General features: G+C 41.0%; 21 protein-coding genes and 1 tRNA gene. 4 read left to right on the forward strand and 18 right to left on the reverse strand.

The genetic code is table 11. The features are described from left to right. Positions 1–151: 151 nt before the first annotated feature. From BMW79_RS25845 to BMW79_RS25860, 4 genes are read right to left on the reverse strand one after another with little or no spacing between them, the layout of a single operon-like run. On the reverse strand, positions 152–1741 hold the full coding sequence (locus BMW79_RS25845) for an MFS transporter (RefSeq protein WP_089899923.1): 1590 nt from the start codon (positions 1739–1741) through the stop codon (positions 152–154). A 2-nt stretch (positions 1742–1743) separates the two neighbouring features. After that, a complete protein-coding gene (locus tag BMW79_RS25850; RefSeq protein WP_089899925.1) occupies positions 1744–2790 on the reverse strand; it encodes an HlyD family secretion protein in 1047 nt (348 codons plus the stop codon). A 10-nt stretch (positions 2791–2800) separates the two neighbouring features. Next, a complete protein-coding gene (locus BMW79_RS25855) occupies positions 2801–4135 on the reverse strand; it encodes a TolC family protein (protein WP_089899927.1) in 1335 nt (444 codons plus the stop codon). Further along, a complete protein-coding gene (locus BMW79_RS25860) occupies positions 4132–4368 on the reverse strand; it encodes a hypothetical protein (RefSeq protein WP_089899930.1) in 237 nt (78 codons plus the stop codon). The genes BMW79_RS25855 and BMW79_RS25860 overlap by 4 nt, the downstream gene beginning before the upstream one ends. 89 nt (positions 4369–4457) lie before the next feature. Between BMW79_RS25860 and BMW79_RS25865 the strand changes: the two genes are divergently transcribed. Beyond that, entirely contained in the window at positions 4458–5246 is a 789-nt protein-coding gene (locus tag BMW79_RS25865) for an AraC family transcriptional regulator (RefSeq protein ID WP_089899933.1), read from the forward strand. 67 nt (positions 5247–5313) lie between these two features. Here BMW79_RS25865 and BMW79_RS25870 read toward each other — a convergent pair whose 3' ends face one another. After that, positions 5314–6120: an alpha/beta fold hydrolase gene (locus BMW79_RS25870; RefSeq protein WP_089899937.1), complete on the reverse strand. Its 807-nt coding sequence runs from the start codon at positions 6118–6120 to the stop codon at positions 5314–5316. 81 nt (positions 6121–6201) lie between these two features. Between BMW79_RS25870 and BMW79_RS25875 the strand changes: the two genes are divergently transcribed. After that, the gene (locus BMW79_RS25875; RefSeq protein ID WP_089899939.1) at positions 6202–6561 is read left to right on the forward strand and encodes a winged helix-turn-helix transcriptional regulator; all 360 of its coding nucleotides are present in this window, start codon (positions 6202–6204) and stop codon (positions 6559–6561) included. An 18-nt stretch (positions 6562–6579) separates the two neighbouring features. On the opposite strand, the gene BMW79_RS25880 is transcribed toward BMW79_RS25875, so the two are convergent. The 10 genes from BMW79_RS25880 to BMW79_RS25930 form a co-directional block, all read right to left on the reverse strand. Beyond that, positions 6580–7317: an SDR family oxidoreductase gene (locus BMW79_RS25880; RefSeq protein ID WP_089899942.1), complete on the reverse strand. Its 738-nt coding sequence runs from the start codon at positions 7315–7317 to the stop codon at positions 6580–6582. Positions 7318–7382: 65 nt separating this feature from the next. After that, positions 7383–8255 (reverse strand): helix-turn-helix domain-containing protein, encoded by an 873-nt coding sequence (locus BMW79_RS25885; RefSeq protein ID WP_089899946.1) that lies wholly within the window; start codon positions 8253–8255, stop codon positions 7383–7385. A gap of 326 nt (positions 8256–8581) precedes the next feature. Next, positions 8582–9388, reverse strand: a complete 807-nt coding sequence (locus BMW79_RS25890; protein WP_089899949.1) for a helix-turn-helix domain-containing protein — start codon at positions 9386–9388, stop codon at positions 8582–8584. Between the two features lie 20 nt (positions 9389–9408). Then, the gene (locus tag BMW79_RS25895) at positions 9409–9810 is read right to left on the reverse strand and encodes a GlcG/HbpS family heme-binding protein (RefSeq protein ID WP_089899951.1); all 402 of its coding nucleotides are present in this window, start codon (positions 9808–9810) and stop codon (positions 9409–9411) included. A 70-nt stretch (positions 9811–9880) separates the two neighbouring features. Then, complete coding sequence (locus BMW79_RS25900) at positions 9881–10672, reverse strand: SDR family oxidoreductase (protein ID WP_089899953.1); 792 nt, start codon at positions 10670–10672, stop codon at positions 9881–9883. 310 nt (positions 10673–10982) lie between these two features. Beyond that, positions 10983–11399, reverse strand: a complete 417-nt coding sequence (locus BMW79_RS25905; protein ID WP_218150445.1) for an ORF6N domain-containing protein — start codon at positions 11397–11399, stop codon at positions 10983–10985. A gap of 601 nt (positions 11400–12000) precedes the next feature. Continuing rightward, positions 12001–12183, reverse strand: coding sequence for a hypothetical protein (locus BMW79_RS25910; protein WP_089899954.1), 183 nt, complete (start codon positions 12181–12183; stop codon positions 12001–12003). A 4-nt stretch (positions 12184–12187) separates the two neighbouring features. After that, a complete protein-coding gene (locus BMW79_RS25915) occupies positions 12188–12715 on the reverse strand; it encodes a hypothetical protein (RefSeq protein ID WP_089899957.1) in 528 nt (175 codons plus the stop codon). Between the two features lie 406 nt (positions 12716–13121). Further along, entirely contained in the window at positions 13122–13403 is a 282-nt protein-coding gene (locus BMW79_RS25920) for a hypothetical protein (RefSeq protein WP_089899959.1), read from the reverse strand. 663 nt (positions 13404–14066) lie between these two features. After that, positions 14067–14142, reverse strand: a tRNA-Lys gene (locus tag BMW79_RS25930). A 115-nt stretch (positions 14143–14257) separates the two neighbouring features. Between BMW79_RS25930 and BMW79_RS25935 the strand changes: the two genes are divergently transcribed. Beyond that, a complete protein-coding gene (locus BMW79_RS25935) occupies positions 14258–14836 on the forward strand; it encodes a YdeI/OmpD-associated family protein (RefSeq protein ID WP_089899965.1) in 579 nt (192 codons plus the stop codon). A 19-nt stretch (positions 14837–14855) separates the two neighbouring features. Here the strand turns inward: BMW79_RS25935 and BMW79_RS25940 are convergent, their stop codons facing one another. The 3 genes from BMW79_RS25940 to BMW79_RS25950 form a co-directional block, all read right to left on the reverse strand. Next, the gene (locus tag BMW79_RS25940; protein WP_089899968.1) at positions 14856–15545 is read right to left on the reverse strand and encodes a nuclear transport factor 2 family protein; all 690 of its coding nucleotides are present in this window, start codon (positions 15543–15545) and stop codon (positions 14856–14858) included. A 227-nt stretch (positions 15546–15772) separates the two neighbouring features. After that, a complete protein-coding gene (locus BMW79_RS25945) occupies positions 15773–15973 on the reverse strand; it encodes a hypothetical protein (protein WP_089899971.1) in 201 nt (66 codons plus the stop codon). A gap of 63 nt (positions 15974–16036) precedes the next feature. Then, a complete protein-coding gene (locus tag BMW79_RS25950) occupies positions 16037–16405 on the reverse strand; it encodes a YccF domain-containing protein (RefSeq protein WP_089899974.1) in 369 nt (122 codons plus the stop codon). Between the two features lie 328 nt (positions 16406–16733). Here BMW79_RS25950 and BMW79_RS25955 point away from each other — a divergent pair, with 328 nt between their 5' ends. Further along, positions 16734–17519 carry an alpha/beta hydrolase gene (locus BMW79_RS25955; RefSeq protein WP_089899978.1) on the forward strand — a complete coding sequence of 262 codons (786 nt, stop codon included), beginning with the start codon at positions 16734–16736 and terminating at the stop codon, positions 17517–17519. The last annotated feature ends 20 nt before the right edge of the window (positions 17520–17539 follow it).

A 17539-nucleotide genomic window follows, 5' to 3' on the forward strand; every position in this document is an offset into this window, starting at 1 on the left:
CCAGGAAACAAAATTATTCCGGATTATGGCCATCTGGCGCTTTCTAAAAGGACCGCCGCGATCAAATAAAAAGGGACAAACCTTTTCCAGAAAGATTTGTCCCTTTTTATTATAAACAGCTTTAATAAGATAATGAATTGTTTGAGGCTATCTAATAAGGAATAGTTTCTTTTCTCAACCTCAAAACCACCTTCTGCATCTGTGATAAAAAAAGCAGGACAACAATGATAAAAACCAAACCCACCAGCATAAAATCGTAATAATCCTGCGTAGCACGAGCCAGTATTTGCTGTCCTACCAGTTTATTAAAATACTCCCCTGAAACTCCTTTTGCGGTGTAAATATCGCTGCCTGCATTTATATATTTGTTTTGAATATCCAGTAAAGTAACCGGCAACTGGGGGTTAGTTTCGGTTAATGTTTCCCGTACCTTCTCCCGGATTGCAGATTTAAAAAATAATTGGATTTCGTTGTTAAAAGCCAGACTGGCGGTAAACCCAGTGAACCTGGCAAATATTCCCACAAGTGATGCATTCAACGCAATGTTGGGCGGGGCGGCGGAGCTGGTAAAGGAAACAATTGGAACAAACAGTACGCCTGTTGCCACACCATAGATAAACATAGGCAGTATGAAATCAATTGTTTCCCCCTGAACAGAAACAAAAAGTATCATATACGCATAATACAAGGCCATAAAACCAAAGCCTGCTATGATAGTCCTTATGAGGTTAAAGCCCATCAGGACAAACCGGGAGGTAACAAACATACTCAGTACGGTTCCAACAATTACTGCGATCCATATTGGAATGGTACTGAGGGGATCATTGCCTAAAATCACTTCCAGATAACCATAGGCAAGTCCGGTGCTTCCTTTGAAAATATAAAACGAAAAAAGCAGTAGCAGCCCGATGACAAAATTCTTTGCTTTGAAGATCTGTAAGTTAATCAAGGGGCGCTTTAGCTTTGATTCTCTGATAACAAATAGTGTAAGGATGATTAAATTACCAATGCCCAGGAGGACGATTAAGCGACTGTTAAACCAGCCCAATTGCCGGCCGTATATCAGGATGTATCCTAATATCAGTATAAAAGATACATAAAACAGATACCCTACCCAATCCACCTGATAAAGCGGTATCTTCTTAGTAAATCTTGCTTTAGTGTTCATCGTCAGCAGCACCACCAATGTCAGGGTAATGAGCATGACATTGAAACCATAAAATAGCCAGTTGAAGTCGTAAAAATAAAGTACGGCACTGGAATAGATGGAATAAAACGGAACAGAGATCTGTATACTTCCATAAAGAAGGCTATACGCAATCACCCGTGCACGTGTAGACTCCAATCTTGGAAAAGTGAGTTGCAATACAATGCCTGACATCAATGCACAGGTAATCCCTTGTACAAACTGACAAATGATAAATAGCGTCCAATCTCTGGATTGAAAACAGATCAGGGAACATATTGCATTGATGGCGAGTGCCGTCAGCAGATATTTCTTTGGCGGAAAATACTTTACGATACGAAAATCCAGGGCCAAAAAAGCCACGCACGATCCATAAATAACTATCATGGCGTACTGAACATCGGTAGGTTGTACACCGTAGAAGCCCATTACCGCAACCGGACTACTGAAAAAAGCAAAACTAAACAGGCAAGTCATCAGAATGCCAAATATCACGGATCTTGCCATCCATTCGGATACCCACGGTTTGAAAACTGGAATCTTGTGTGCCTGCATGATTAATCTTTTAAAACGTAAACATTAGCATTCATCCCTGCAGAGAGTTTGCTTAATTTTTCTGGTGTATCGGTAAGTTTAATCCGGACAGGAATACGCTGGATAATTTTAACAAAATTACCGGTGGCATTATCTGGCGGAAGCAACGAATAACGAGAACCTGTGGTTGGAGAAAGGGATTCGATGATTCCACTGAATTTTTCCTTTGAAAAAGCATCTACCTCTATGGATACTGGTTGCCCTATCCTGAAATTACCAATCTGTGTTTCCTTAAAGTTCGCTATCACCCATTTTTGTTCGGTTTTATTCACCAGAAATGCCAGGGTTTGGCCGGGCTGTATTAATTGCCCTTCCTGAATGGTCTTCTTACCAATCTGTCCGTCAAAAGGCGCGGTGATGACGGTATACTTAATGTCCAACTCCTGCCGTTCCAATAGCGCTTCTTTCATCTTTATTTCTGCCGCTATTGCATTACGCTGTACACTGAGATCATTTAGTTTGGATTCAGCGACCTGCAGGGAAGCCTTTGTCTGATCATAATCAGATTGTACGATAGCCAAAGACATACTGACATTCTCATATTTCTGTTGTGTGGTAGATTCATCCGCCAATAGATTTTTATAACGGTCGGATTCTCTTTGCTGCTGATTCAGTTTCGCCTTTACACCGGACAGCTGTGCTTTTATTACTTCGATGCTTTTGATTTGTGTTGCTTCGTTAGCGGCCAAAACAGGCAATTTGGCTTGCGCACTCATTAGTTCCGCTGATGCGGCGTTTCTTTTTAGTCCGTACTCGTCAAACTCAATAACCACCAGTGTATCTCCTTTTTTAACCCGCTGATTGTCTTTGTAATAAATCTTACTGATATAGCCCCCTACTTTTGCATTTATGGGTGATAAATACGCATCTACCTGGGCATCATTGGTTTGTTCATAGCGGTATCCTTTTAAGAAATAAGATGCTCCCCAAATGATGATTGCTGCAAATAACGCGATTCCAAACCATTTGGTTAAGGTTACAACTATTTTATCTGTTCTATTTTTGTTCATAATTATAGTATTAAAGAATTCCTATGATTGCCAGTAGCCGGATATGACTGAGTTTTAAATTTGTTTGTGCGGTGGTCAGGTTAAATTTTGCTTCCAGCAAAGCATTTTCTGCATCCAAAAGATCCGTCAGCAGCGATTCCTGGTTGAGATAACTGTTTCTGATGACCCGAACGGTTTCGGCAGTTTTAGTGATATTCTTCTCCGCCGTCTCCACACTTTCCGACGCCTGTTGTTGTTGTAAATAAGCCTCTTTTACCTGAATTGAAATTTCATCCTTTTTAATACTGGCATTCTCTTTCGCCTGATTATTTATCACTTGTGCACGTGCTATAGAGTGCCTGCTTTTGTATAAATTATCAATAGAGAATTGCACCTTGATGCCAGTTTGCCCGAATGCCCATAAATCATTTGAATAAGGATAGAATGAGATCTGCGGATAGGTATAATTGTAATTGGAGTACAGGGAAGCTTTTGGTAACAGCGTAGCTTTAACTTGCCTGATATTTATCTCGCTCAATTTAATATCACTATTGACCATCTTATACGCCGGCGATTGCTGGAATGCGATCGCAAGGTAATCGGCGTAGTCTGACTCTTTAATCGCCTCCATTTCAAAACCGCCCTGATAGGTGATATCTATTGCCGCTTCATTGTCGCGCCCCATCAGGATATTGAGGCGTTGTGCGGTAATGTCGCTTCTTTTTTTAATATCTGAAAGATTTAATTCCAATTGCGACAATTTCACCGAGGTTCTCAGCACATCACTATTCAGCACAATACCGTTTTTGTGTAAACTTTCGATGAGTGACAGCTGTTTTTTCTCAGCAGCAATTTCCGCAGCAAGGAAGTCGCGGAAGTGCAGGTATTTATACAGATCGAAATAAGCAATAGCAACATTGTATTTTACGTTGTGCTTTTGCAGATCCACCTCATACTGCCTGCGTGTTTCCTCTTCCTGCTTCATCTTCACATTTCGTCTGTCTTTACCGCCATTGAACAGGTTAAAGTTTAAGTTATATCCAACTCCGTAGCCATAACTCTTTACAGGTACATCTTGCGGAGAGGAGAATAATCCATTATCGTAAATGAGAAATTTAGAATTGAGCTTTACATCTCCACCTACTGAAAGTTCGGGTAGCAGGCGGTCTTTGGCTTCCAATACTTCTAAATTGCTTTGCTGGAGACTTAAATCCGACAGTTTCAGCTGGCGGTTATTTGTTTCGGCGATCTTCCAGATTTCTTCCAGGCTTAATGCCCGGGTAGTTTCCGCATCCTGGGCATGGAGAGCTGTCACGGATAGTAGCAGTATCACTCCCAGCATTGGAATTGATATATATCGTTTCATTGATTTTGATTTGTACGATCTTTTTTGTTTGAGAACCATTTTTTTATCATCTTTCCTAACTCATCAAAAACAACGGTTAAACCGATCATGGGCAGGAAGGGACTATAATAGGTAGGCCAGTAGATATTCAGTGAGTCCATTTCTTCTGTTGAACTGGAGGCGGTCTTATCGGAAGGCTTTTCTGGTGCCACTGGCTCAACGTCTTTATCAGGGTATGTGATTTTCTGTTTCATAATGATGCTATTATTTACATAGCAAAATTATCCCGGCCAACAGAGCAACCTTTTATATAATTAGCCTATTATTTGTTATATTTGGCCAAATGAGTATTCTTAAGCAACTTATAAATAGTGTTGATCAGCATCCAGCCTCTATCCTGGTGGTGCGGCAGCAAACCGAGCAACGTTTGCCTTCACATCAACACGATAAGGCCCAGTTATTACTGGTTTTTGGAGGAATTGCCTATCTGCAGACGGACGAAAAGGATTTCTATATTCCGTCCAATCATTATATCTGGATACCTAAGAATTACCCGCACAACCTGATGTTTAATACGCAGGATCTGTATATCATAAACATTTATTTTCCCGGAAAAAATTCAGGTGAATTTTATAATGAGCTGGGCATTTATCCGGTAAGTAAGCTCTTATCTGAAATGCTGTCTTTCAGCGAGAAGTGGCACGGTGATTATTTCAAGGGCTCCTGGGAATTTGATTTTTTAACAACACTGAGAAACGTGCTGTCCAAAGAAAATCTTAAAAAGTTTTCGATCCAACTCCCCACTACCGATGATCAGCGGCTCCAGGATATTGTAGGGCAGCTTCGAACACGGCTGAATGAAGAGCTTACTTTGGAAGGTGTGGCCAAACAATGGGGCATGAGTGTAAGAAGTCTGACAAGATTATTTCAGACGAAACTTCACATCACCTTTATTCAGTATGTAAAAATGCTGAGGATTATCCGGGCGATGGAATTGATAAAGGACAGCGATCTGACTATGACCGAGATCGCCTATGAGATTGGATATTCCAATATATCTGCATTCAGTAATAATTTCCATCAATTAACGAATATGCGGCCTACTGAATTTAAGACCATGTCGAGGGTGTAGTATAAATTGGCCAGGAACAAACAATTAAAAGGCGTTGTTGCAGTATTTATGCAACAACGCCTTTACTTTAATCGGCGAGGGATTTAATCAGTGCGGCGGTTTCTTTTGGAGCTGTCATCATGGCGTCGTGCGCTGTTGCCAGTTCAAAATACTTCCATTTCTTATCTTTCCTAACATTCCTGGCAAAGTGTGCAAACTCAGGGTTAATCTCTGCTGTGCAGGCAATAAAGATCAACGGCAGCTGATTACCAAAAGGATGGCTTAACGTCAGTTTTTGGGTAAAGGTCCGGTATGGCTGTGCTGTAAGCCGCTGTCCTACCCAGCGGGCATCTGCGGTATCTTTAATGCCGAATATGGATACGGGCCAGGCAGGGATGGTTAACCCACCATCTTTTGCGGCGGCTTTTGTGACATCTGCCGTTACCAATGCTGAATTGATAGCGGATAGTACGCTCTGCCCGCTTTCCACCAATACCGGGTCCAGGAATACCAGTTTACGCAACCTTTGCGGTATTCTGTCTGCAACACCTGCTATTACTGCGCCGGCATAGCTATGGCCCACCAATATCACATCGTGCAGGTCTTCCATCTCTATCACGTTTACGATGTCGGTGATATGTGTTTCAAGATTTACGTCAGGGCTTAATATATTCCGGTGCTCCCCAAGTCCGCTGAGCGTAGGCGTATACACGGTGGCGCCGTTTCCACGCAGTATACTGCTGACCTGTTGCCAGCACCATCCGCCATGCCATGCGCCGTGTACCAGTACGTATACAGGTGGTTGTGTTTTAGGTGATTGAGCATAACTTTCTCCAAATAACAGGAGAGATAATAGTGTAGATATAACTACCAGTCTTATTCTTTTGTAGTTCATTTGAATTATTTTTGGCAAATTTATATCCACATTACAGGGTGACCAATATATCACCTAAAAGTGAGTTATTAAATCATAGATATGTCAAGCAACATTAAAACGAGTTCATCAAATGCACATAACCGTCAGGTACTGGCCGAAGCTCATGACGTGAATGATATATTAAGGACGATCAGCGCCCGATGGAAAATGGAGATCCTCTGCAATATAACCCTGGGAGTGAATCAGTTCAGCCGCCTGAAAGAAAAATTACCCTCCTTATCAGATCAGATATTGGGTAAACGTTTATCGGAAATGGTGAAAGAAGGGTTAGTGGTGAAGGAAAATATCGCCGGAACGGTACCACCGCAAACTATTTACAAGCACACCGAAAAAGCAACGCAACTGATTGTAATATTAAAGCAGCTGCATTTATGGGGACAGAAGAAGTGGGAAAAGTAGCCTTCTACTTCCTCTTCTTTACCAGGGTATTTCCCCTGTTTCAGGGTTATTTTCTTCACTAAAGAATTTTCCCGTTGGACCATCATTGTCGATCAGCGCGTATTTTACGATTCTGTTTCCGGCACTTTTGACGGTACCCGTCCCACGATTTCCATTGAAGTCTGTTTTTGTATATCCCGGGCAAATGGCATTTACTTTAAACCTGGTATTTTTCAGTTCATATGCCAGCACAACGGTGTACATATTCAGGGCTGATTTTGAGGAAAGATATACTGCACCTTTATAGTCGTAGTACTTGTAGGCCGGGTCGCTGTGCAGAGTTATTGAACCCTGACTTGAACTTACATTCACAATACGAGGCTCCGGCGATTCTGTCATTAGATCAATAAATGCCTGGGTAACTCTCACCACACCGTAAACATTTGTATCATACGCGGCTTTAAACTGATCGATAGTTGCGTTCAGGGCGGTTTGTGGGTGGCCGCCATACATACCCGCATTATTAATCAGTATGTCGAGGACTTTAGTTTTTCCACCGATTTCTTTGCGGGCATTTGCTACTGATTCTTCATTTGTGATGTCGAGCTGAATAACTTCAACGTTATTTACGCCCATTGCTTTTAATTTGTCCACGGCTTCAATACCATGTTCCAGATTACGGCTACCGAGGTAGACATAGATTCCCTTTTGAGCAAGTTGCTGTGCTACTTCAAAGCCAATACTCTTGTTGGCCCCTGTTACTAGTGCGAATTTCATTTCCTTTATGAATTTTATAAAGCAAAAGTAGCGGGCCGGGAAATAGCGGGAATGGACAATTCACTTTATTTACCCGACAAATCCTGCCTGGGCAAAAAATCGCTGGCACTTTTCCCTGTACTTTTTTTGAAGAGTCTTGAAAAATAATCCGGGTCATTAAAGCCCAGTTCGTAGGCCAGTTCTTTGATAGAAGTATTAGAATAGCGCAATTTCCGCTGGGCTTCTGCCATCAAACGATTAATGAAATAGTCTTTGGGCGATGAGCCGGAATATTCTTTTACAATTCTATACAAACTGTTGGTAGATAAAGCCAGTTTTTCTGCAATTTCATTGATAGAAGGTTGCTCCGTAAGGTGTGTTTCCACCACCAGTTTGAACTCAATGAACTTGGAAAGGTTAACGTTTAAGATGTTGAGGGGTTCTTTGTTTCTGAAATAAGCACTGTTTAGTTCTGATAGCAATGTGTTCAGATAAGCTAATATTACTTCTGTGTCGATATCATAATTATCTGCATGAATTATCTGGTTTAAAATCCCCAAAACCTTTATTACCCTTTCTTTCGCGGCACTATCCAGTACTATGGCCTGGTTGTTTAAGGGATTGACCAAAAAGGAAAATTGCTGTGGCAACAATGCCAGTGTATTTTCGTCGAACAGCAGCTTGAAATATTTAAGATCATCCTTTTTTTCGGGTGGTATAAGGATTTGATTAGGCATTGCAAAAAGCAGGTGTCCGTCTGTAAGATGGAAGTCCTGCAAGTCTATATTATAGGTAATAGAACCACTTTCAATTAATACAATAAAGTAAGAGGTCAATTTACGGGGTTGCAGCTGCTTGATCTGGATATCAGCAGACGGATAGGGGTTGTCGTTTGAACGGATGATGATCTTCAGTTCATCATGCTGTAAGCCGTCATCTTTTTTATGTTGTTCCTGCATATTGTTTGATCAAAAGGTGGGAGGATGCTATCAAAATTTCCAACATCGTAAAGTTAGCATTTTTACCATTGCCATAACAACATCGTGATTTGTCAATAATATCAGCAGCCATGCCACACATTCAACATTTATCAAATACGAATCAGACAGACCTGTTTTGTATTAATTCCACTGTTTTTTAGATAGATACAAAGGTGTATTTAACGGCCATTGTTCAACGATAATATGTAAAAGCCCGGGGGAGATCCGACAGTGGGATAAATTTTCAGACAGCACGAGGTAGATCATCCAGCCGCTATTTTTTCAGGAAAGTTAACCGCTAATTTTTATCTTACTTCAGAAGTAGTCATTCCGAACTTTTGTTTGAAAGAAAAATAAAAATGGGACAGGTTTTCAAAGCCTAAGTCCATATAAAAGTCAGACGGTTTTTGTTGTTTATATCTAACTAAGTAATAGGCTTCCTCCAAACGCTTCTCACGTAACCATTGTTTGGGAGATATATTGAAAGTTTTAATAAAGTCGCGCTTAAATCCTGAAAGGCTACGCCCGGTAAGTTTAGCAAACGATTCCAAAGGAACATTAAACATATAATTTCGATTCATAAACTTCTCCAGGTCTATTTTATAAGGTGCTGAAAAATCAAATAATATATTTTTAAAATCAGGATTACTTTGCAGTAACAGCTCTATCGCTTCCCTGATTTTTAAATTTGCTAATCGTGGCGTAGCCTCTTTTTTCTTATTAATGTATGGCGCAAGAGAAATAAAATAATTATGTAAAAAATCGTCTGGCTCAAAGAATAATTTCTGTTTTCCTTCGTAGCTATTTTTTACCACAATTTTATTCTCGAGTGCATATTTCTGCAAAGTTTCTTTATCCAGTGTAATGGAAATAAACTGGTACTTTCCGGATTTAGAAGGATATTTAATTGTACGGATCAGCTGGTTTTTCCGAACGAGGACAACAGTGTTCTCTGGAATTACAATATTACCGTTCGCATAAAAAGCATGCGTTTCCCCTGAAAGTTGAAATCCTAAAAAATGTTCAGGGTAAAACTCTTCGTATCCCCTGTGCTTTTCAAAAACACAGGAATATACCAACCTATCAAAAATGATTTCATGTCTACCTTCCATACTTACAAATATCCGAAATTCTATAGAAGTTCAATAGCCCCGGCATTTGCAATTTCTTTGTCCTGTTCGGGAGTACCGCCTGAAGAACCGATTGCTCCGATGACAATACCGTCTTTGCTCTTCAAAACAACCCCACCTGCAATGGTCAATAGCCCGTCGTTCGAATTTATCATACCGTAACCATTCATATTGGTGCTGGTGATGATTGATCCCATAACATCACTATCCACACCAAACATAGCCGCAGTCCTTGCTTTTTTTATGGCAAAATCTATAACACCATAAACACTATCTAATCTTGCAAAGGAGATCATGTGTCCGCCTATATCCACTACTGCAATGCTAACAGGTATCTTTAAGGTTTTAGCCTTTTCAATTGATGCGTTCAACGCTTTTATTGCTTGCATATAACTTATACTCATCCCGATGCATTTTGAAATTTTTAATAAACAGGAAGCACTGTTTTATATCCGTACTTCCTTTGGCATCCAGCTAGCTTTTCGCAGTCCATGCTTCTGCCTGTAATTTCTTTACAAAATCCTCAGTTTCCTTTGGATGAACATTTCTGAATTTAGAATTATCATCCAGTGCTACATTTACAATGCAATCTGCCATTGATTGTGGATCTAACTGATGGGCCAATGATTCTGCTGCACCGTCAAATGCGGAGGATGGTGTGAAATTGTTTTTGGGATCGTACCAACGGAAAATGCTATCTACACCACGGTCATTGAAGCCAGTACCAAATACACCAGGGTTACAGGTAGCAATCTTGATATTAAATTCGGCCAATTCTGTTTTTAATCCTTCGGCAATAGCTTCCATTGCATGTTTTGAAGCACAGTACGCCGCAACATATGGCACTGTCCATAAGCCACCCATAGAAGTAGTGAATACAATTTTTGCAGGCTTTCTTTGTGCTATTAACTTTTTGATAAAGCCTTGTGCCAGCTCTAAGCCTCCAAATACATTCACATCAAACATAGATCGAATTAAATCCAGGGGCTGTTCCGCAATAGGACCACCTTCCATAATGCCTGCATTGCTAATTAAAATGTCTATATCATACTTTTGGGTGATATAGGCAATGTCACGCTGATTAGTTACATCCAGTTTATCAACTGTAAGATTAACTCCCTGTTTTTCAGCTTCCCGTATCAGGTCGCTCACTTGAGGATAAACCTGCGCAGTAGCAATCACTTTGTATCCTTTTTTTGCCAAGTCAAACGCGGCTATTTTCCCAAAACCGCTTGCTGCTCCTGTAATTAGAATTGTTTTACTCATTTCTTCCTATTTTAATTAGAGCATAAAATTACATGAGCGCAACACTATGTTTTATTCTTGTACGGTTCAATTTTGTATTGCTAGAAAGTTCGTTTTATGCAATCCATCCTTTTTTTGATATCGGGTGGGTTAAATTCCGAATTAATATTGCTTGTTAATCGAGGTTGATTATGACGATTCAATAACACAAAAACGCCTTCAAATCTTTTGATTTGAAGGCGTTTTCATTTTCGTGATCCCTATCGTACATAAATCGAACTTTCCTCTCATTGGCTTAAAAAATTATATGGCATTTTCAGCTGATACTTCATCAATCACTCCCCTTATGCACCTTAAATCCTATCATGTCGCGGGGGGCAGATACAGGGATAAGTAACTGTTTAAGATAATAGAGGATCAGTCTTATATCTTCGTCATGGTTACTAACTTTATTCTCAATTTGCTCCAGCTTCAATAAAATGTCCTTATGAGCTGAAATCATCTCCCGCATCCGATGAAATATCCGGATGATCTGGATATTTACAGCTATGGCCCTCTCACTGTTCAAAATACAGGAAAGCATAGTCACCCCCTGCTCACTAAAACAAAAAGGGGCATAGCGGAGTCCCTTAAACTCATCTTTAGAGGACGCAAATTGCGTCCTCCAATTCTCAAACTCTTCTTTGGCCATTTCAAACATAAAATCTTCTGGAAACCGATTTATATTTCTTCTCACAGCCTCTTTCAACCTTTTAGTTTCAACACCCTAAAGCTCAGCGAAGTCAAGGTCTAACATAATTTTCTGTCCTATGATAAAATAAATTTTATTCATTATTATTTCATCTGGAATTGAGACTTGCTTAATATTTTTAGACATAAATAAAGCTTATACAAGGAATTGATTTTCGTGAAGTAAAAGTAGTCGTTAGTATAAACTGTATACTTTATCATTTGATAATTGCGCGGTATTAACAAATCATTGGTAGGTAAACAATTAAAAGAATATTAAACGGAGAAACTGTAAGACCTGGCGACTAAAAAATCGGCCTATGGTACTCGAACTAATCATCAATTGAAAATAAACAATTAAAATGAAGGCTACCTTTTCTACGCAAAATTATCGAACACAAAAAAGCCTTCAAGTCTTGCGACTAGAAGGCTTTTTGTATTCTTCGTGATCCCCTTGGGAGTAGCACGTATCTTTGTAATACCTTTTAGAATCTGTATTTAAAAGTGGTGAGCGTTTATTGCTAACCGTAATGCTAACCTGATTACGTGTAACCGTAATAGTCAGGAATGTGACACAAAAATAGTAAAGAGTTCGGCTATACCAGTAAAAAAAATCTAAATTATGGTCTAGCGTTTGACCCAATGGCTTTACGGTCCTTTTTAGGTAAGGTGGTAGATCGGATTCTTTCTTTCGATTGCTTCCGTGCTTTGATAAAATCGCTGATTGCTTTTTCATCTTCTTTTGTTAAAGACCCTAATCCGCCAATAAAGTCAACATCTAGTTCTGCCTTACGATGTTTCATTTTCCTAGTTTTTAAAATATTTATCAATCAATTTTAATGCAGCTTTCGTTTCGATAATCATTCGTCGTCCACCAATATGAAGAGCACCCAAACTTTCAATATAATGTTCAATCAATTGTGTTTTTGACAAAAAGGAAACGGTGCCTTCAAAACCTCTTCGGAACGATACGCGACAAACGAATGCAACAAGATTGCCGGGAACACCAGCATAAACTTTTGTCTTTCCTTTATTAAATGGAGCACTTTCAACCAAATGCATATAAATATGATCACTTTTTACCTCCAAACTAACCAACCCTTGAATTATAGTAATATTATTTACAATTGTTAACTTATATACTTCCCGAGCAGGCTGTTTAAATTCTTCCTTCCAGTCGAATTGCCAACCGTTCTTCTTCGTTACTGCCTTTAAATCTTCTTTGGTAACTGGCAACACATCTGTAGGAAAACTATCTTCCGTAACAATATTTTGAATCGAATTTGTAAGTTTATCAATCTCAAAATCCAAATGAATTACCTGTTTTCTTCTCATTTAGCGAATTTACGAAAAAAAGTTCCCATGGCCAATATACCTGGACATACCAAAAACATATTTCTCATGCGATCGCATTCAGACCAAAGTTTTAAAAACACCCAACATATAAACACATTAAATAATATAAAAAGAGATATCTGTGTCATTTTAAAACAGGGGCTTTTTTCTTTTCACCGGCAACGCGATCTCCCCTTTAATCTCCGCTGCATTTCCCTTTTGTGAACACCGGGAACAAAAGGCAGGTTGTTTTTGCATAGTAAAAACACCGCTTGCTAACGGAGCAAGATCCGTTCAACCTCCGCAACCGGATCGGCTGGTTTATCCGCATACAGGTAGCGGAGCTGCCTATATAATCTCCCCGAACAGGTGACAGGGTTACCTGTTCAATCTCCTTTTACTGTGCTTAGAACATTCGCATAGACAGATTCATTCCTTCTATTGCAAGGACTACGAAGTCCATTTTCTTTGAAGATTGATTTTTGGAGGTTAAAACAACCCTGATACCTTTTGACGGATCTTTGAAAGTATTTGCCAATTCGAAGCTAGACGCAAGGGAAATAAACTCATCAGCCAACTCTAAGTCTGCAGGTATAAACTTCCCATCAAAATACCACATATCGTTTATTAGGTCGGAAATTTCGCCTACTATCTTTTCCTTCCAGATTATTGAATATCTTTCGCTCATAAATTACTCATTATACAATATGTCCAAACCACTCTGAACCACTATCCAGCCTAACTAAGAAGTTGGTAAAAGATTCTCCAATCTCAATATGGCATTCTTTATCAAGATCAATGAAGGGCGAAAGCACAACTCTATAGCTCCCCTTATCTATATACTCAATTGCTATAAATTCCCCACCACCATTCCCCCCTATTGCAATGGTATTAGGCAGATGCTCAAAAACTCCATAGGCAGTAAAAATATGAACATCCTAGTAGAAATTGCCGGTGAAAAGAAAAAACAGGCATCCACAAAACACCAATGCCTTATGACCAGAATCTGGTTCACCGTCTCAATCGACACATCATTTTCAAGTTTTAAGAACGGCTCTTATTAAGTTAGAAAAGAACAGAAAAACTGGTCATACACCATTTGTTTTTAGTTAACCAAAATTGTTTCAATTGCACTTACCCCGGGATCAATCAACATTAGTCAAACACAATCCAGTATAGCATTTAAGGCCAGTGACGGTTAACACAATTTAATAATTCTATTGCTAACCGCAACGCTCACGTTTCTACCCTTACTTATCTTTTCACAACTTTACCACTAAAAACAAAAAACCTTGTAGAATCAGCTTCTACAAGGTTTTAATTACGTAAGAGTATCTACTTTTACTCCTTATGGTGATCCCCTTGGGACTCGAACCCAAGACCCATACATTAAAAGTGTATTGCTCTACCAACTGAGCTAGGGAATCGTTATTCATTCAATGGGAGCGCAAAAGTATGAATTAATTTAAAACTTCCAAATTTATTTTAAAAAAAGTATAACTCCTATGCATACACGCCAGGCAAAAATGTATCTTTATTACTATGGCTACTCCTAAAGAATTATCCGAACATTTCTTTGAAACCCAGCAGGAATGGGAGAAATGGTTAGCGAAAAACCATTCACAACCAGACGGCGTCTGGCTGCGCATGTATAAAAAAGAAACCAACATCCCTTCTATCAATTATGCACAGGCGCTTGAGGAAGCGCTCTGCTACGGCTGGATTGATGGCATGGCGAAATCGGTGGATGCGCAGTCCTTTATTCAGAAATTCACCCCACGCCGCCCCAAAAGCAACTGGTCTGAAAGAAATACCAAACATATTGAACGCCTCACTGCCGCAGGCAAAATGAAACCCTCCGGTATTGCAGAAGTGGAAAAAGCAAAGGCCGACGGCCGGTGGGAACAGGCCTATGCTGCCTCGAGCAACGCCAGTATACCGGAAGATTTCCTGGCTGCACTGAAAAAGAATAAAAAAGCCCAGGCCTTTTATGATACCCTGAACAAACAAAACCTGTTTGCCATTTACTTCCGGCTGCATAGCGCCAAAAAGCCGGAAACAAGAGCCAAACGCATTGCAGAGTTTATAGCAAAACTGGAACGGCACGAAAAATTCCATTAACGGCCGTTCCAGCGTACAATTATATCATCCCGTTACGATGCGGCATCGTGGCGGGTATGACCTGTGTTACACGCCAATGTTCGGCGAGCAGTCCATCCTGCAACCGGCAGATATCGTAGTACACACTCCCCTCTTTGGTAGATTGCACCAGCACAAAGTTTCCTTCGCCCAAAACACGGTGGATCTGCACCGGCAAATGCTCCAGACCAGAAGCTCCGGGCGTATGTGAAAGATAATCCGGCGCCAGGAAGGCATTATCAGGCGAACGGAAAAAATGCTCCACCAGCAACTTATTAGTAGCCGTATACTCCAGGTCTGTAATTTCCGAAGCACCATTGGTCATGGTTACCGTACCGGTATATTCCGGCTGCGCCTCTGTAGCATCCCAGTGCTCTGCTAACTTCCCCTCTTCGAGGCGATAAAGATCCACAACGGCCACACTTTTGCCCATAAATGCTACATCCATGTGCAGCATTACAAAATCGCCATCTGCAAGGGTCCGCACTACAGGCGATTTACGCTCCGCAGGCAGCGGTTGCTGCTTCAGGTAGGCCAGCGCCTCCAGCAGCCCGGCTTTGCCGTCTTTTACCATAGGACTGTGCTGCCGGTAGTGATCATGGAGATAAGTATCTATTACATCGGTATTACGCTCCCCGATGAGGTGCTTGAATGCGGCCAATACAATGGCCTTATTGGATATTGATGACATGTAAAAAGCGGATTAAAAAGAAAAATAAAGTGGAAATATCAGAGAAAGGAAACCCTGTTCCCTTTCAGGGATGACCGATTTTTGGCAATCGGGAGGAGATATGTAGTGAGCGTAAATATGCCCTAAACTTAGTATTTTCCGGGGATATGAGGCAAATTCTTTTACAACTGGATAAAAAGAAGCGCGCCCGGAGACCGGACGCGCTTCTTAAAAAGGTGTGGGGGCTTTTATCCCATAGCATTACTGTATATTCCATTGGCTTCCGCCTGTGCTTTGCGCATATATTTACGCATGGTGCCGGTAGATTTCTTTACGGCATCTTTCGCATCATCGATTAAATCCTCCCCCTGTTGACGCTTTCTGAGATATAAGATCACCAGGGATGCTGCGGTACCCACAGCTGCTGCGGCAAATAATATCTTTTTCATATTTCAGTTTTTAGTCCGGAAATAGAAATCCAATAGTCATGCCAACCGCGACACACACAGCCGTTAGTAAATCTCCTTGCCGAATGGCGTAAAACTGAGACTCATCAACTTGAAATGCTGCCTGCCCCAGGGAATACCTATAATCGTGATAGTGAGCAATAAGCCAAATACCAGATGGGTGAGCGCAATCCAGATACCGCCGATAAATATCCAGATAATGTTGAAGATGGTTGACAAACAACCTGTTTGCCCCGGTACCTCCCTCACATGGCGACCGAACGGCAACAAAGCGAAGAAACCGATCTTAAAGCACTGAAAGCCAAAAGGAATTCCGATGATCGTCAGGCAAAGCAGGAAGCCGCTGACCATATACTGTACAAAAGTGAGAAAACCTCCAAAGATGAGCCAGATGATATTACCGAGTAAGTTCATGCTCCAAATGTAAAAAGGATGACGGATATTTAAGCGCGTCCCTGATAAATTCTGCTGAATTAGTAGTATCTTAGGATAGACTAAACCAGTCGACCTATGGTGGATACCGGTTTGTGATACATCCCCATTAATCATCTCACCAAACTATACCTGAGCAAACATTTACAGCAACCATCAACAGAACAGTGCGTTTTGTTTCCTATCCGGAAACAGTGATAGTCAGCACCAAGGCTACCCACCGGGAATATCTGTTTTTTTAAGACGGAAGTGTCGGAATTATGTGAGGTAATCAATACGGAAAGAATCTCTTACTATAAATTCAGACACAATGAGTACTATTCAATCGAAAACGATCGTATTTCTCACAGGCTGCTTCGTTGATACCAGCGGCTGGGATAACTGGAAAGCTTTCTTCGAAAGCAAAGGTTACACCACCCATGCACCAGCCTGGCCATTTAAAGACGCCCCGGCCGCAGTACTGAGAAGCCGCCACCCCGATGCAGATATCGCTTCCATCAGACTCACTCAGCTTATTGATCATTTCTCCGATTTCATTAAAAAGCTGCCCGAAAAACCCATCCTCATCGGACACTCCTATGGAGGCTTACTTACACAATTGTTTGTAAACCGGGGCCTCGCTGCAGCCGGTGCCGCCATCCATTCCGTTCCTCCCCAAGGTATCATCCCACTCAGCTTTTCCTTTTATAAAGCCACCTGGGGACCACTGGGATTCTTCACCGATGTCAGGAAAACATTTATGATGTCTTTTGAGCAATGGCAATATGCCTTCACCAACGGCATGCCGCTGGAAGAGCAAAAAGCCGCTTATGATGCTAATTGTATCCCGGAATCCAAACACGTATCGCGGGATGGACTAAGCAGCGCCGCCAAAGTGGATTTCAAAAAACCACACGTGCCACTGCTGATACTCGCAGGCGATAAAGACAACATCATGCCGCAGGCAGTCAATTACGCCAATTACAAAAAGTATCCGCAAAACAACGGATCTGTCACTACCTGGAAAGTGTTCCCCGGCAGAAATCACTTTGTCATCGGACAACCTTCCTGGCAGGAAGATGCAGCATTTATAGCAGATTGGATCGCACAGCACTAACGGCTCTCAGCGGCGAAGGC

Origin of the sequence: Chitinophaga arvensicola, from assembly GCF_900110835.1 — a bacterium.
In the GTDB taxonomy this organism is placed as follows: Bacteria; Bacteroidota; Bacteroidia; order Chitinophagales; family Chitinophagaceae; genus Chitinophaga; species Chitinophaga arvensicola.

What these genes read in the sequence shown, in the direction of transcription:
- BMW79_RS25845 (WP_089899923.1), bottom strand. Translation starts at nt 1,741, where the DNA reads ATGCAGGCACACAAGATTCCAGTTTTCAAACCGTGGGTATCCGAATGG.
- BMW79_RS25850 (WP_089899925.1), bottom strand. Translation starts at nt 2,790, where the DNA reads ATGAACAAAAATAGAACAGATAAAATAGTTGTAACCTTAACCAAATGG.
- BMW79_RS25855 (WP_089899927.1), bottom strand. Translation starts at nt 4,135, where the DNA reads ATGAAACGATATATATCAATTCCAATGCTGGGAGTGATACTGCTACTA.
- BMW79_RS25860 (WP_089899930.1), bottom strand. Translation starts at nt 4,368, where the DNA reads ATGAAACAGAAAATCACATACCCTGATAAAGACGTTGAGCCAGTGGCA.
- BMW79_RS25865 (WP_089899933.1), top strand. Translation starts at nt 4,458, where the DNA reads ATGAGTATTCTTAAGCAACTTATAAATAGTGTTGATCAGCATCCAGCC.
- BMW79_RS25870 (WP_089899937.1), bottom strand. Translation starts at nt 6,120, where the DNA reads ATGAACTACAAAAGAATAAGACTGGTAGTTATATCTACACTATTATCT.
- BMW79_RS25875 (WP_089899939.1), top strand. Translation starts at nt 6,202, where the DNA reads ATGTCAAGCAACATTAAAACGAGTTCATCAAATGCACATAACCGTCAG.
- BMW79_RS25880 (WP_089899942.1), bottom strand. Translation starts at nt 7,317, where the DNA reads ATGAAATTCGCACTAGTAACAGGGGCCAACAAGAGTATTGGCTTTGAA.
- BMW79_RS25885 (WP_089899946.1), bottom strand. Translation starts at nt 8,255, where the DNA reads ATGCAGGAACAACATAAAAAAGATGACGGCTTACAGCATGATGAACTG.
- BMW79_RS25890 (WP_089899949.1), bottom strand. Translation starts at nt 9,388, where the DNA reads ATGGAAGGTAGACATGAAATCATTTTTGATAGGTTGGTATATTCCTGT.
- BMW79_RS25895 (WP_089899951.1), bottom strand. Translation starts at nt 9,810, where the DNA reads ATGAGTATAAGTTATATGCAAGCAATAAAAGCGTTGAACGCATCAATT.
- BMW79_RS25900 (WP_089899953.1), bottom strand. Translation starts at nt 10,672, where the DNA reads ATGAGTAAAACAATTCTAATTACAGGAGCAGCAAGCGGTTTTGGGAAA.
- BMW79_RS25910 (WP_089899954.1), bottom strand. Translation starts at nt 12,183, where the DNA reads ATGAAACATCGTAAGGCAGAACTAGATGTTGACTTTATTGGCGGATTA.
- BMW79_RS25915 (WP_089899957.1), bottom strand. Translation starts at nt 12,715, where the DNA reads ATGAGAAGAAAACAGGTAATTCATTTGGATTTTGAGATTGATAAACTT.
- BMW79_RS25920 (WP_089899959.1), bottom strand. Translation starts at nt 13,403, where the DNA reads ATGAGCGAAAGATATTCAATAATCTGGAAGGAAAAGATAGTAGGCGAA.
- BMW79_RS25935 (WP_089899965.1), top strand. Translation starts at nt 14,258, where the DNA reads ATGGCTACTCCTAAAGAATTATCCGAACATTTCTTTGAAACCCAGCAG.
- BMW79_RS25940 (WP_089899968.1), bottom strand. Translation starts at nt 15,545, where the DNA reads ATGTCATCAATATCCAATAAGGCCATTGTATTGGCCGCATTCAAGCAC.
- BMW79_RS25945 (WP_089899971.1), bottom strand. Translation starts at nt 15,973, where the DNA reads ATGAAAAAGATATTATTTGCCGCAGCAGCTGTGGGTACCGCAGCATCC.
- BMW79_RS25950 (WP_089899974.1), bottom strand. Translation starts at nt 16,405, where the DNA reads ATGAACTTACTCGGTAATATCATCTGGCTCATCTTTGGAGGTTTTCTC.
- BMW79_RS25955 (WP_089899978.1), top strand. Translation starts at nt 16,734, where the DNA reads ATGAGTACTATTCAATCGAAAACGATCGTATTTCTCACAGGCTGCTTC.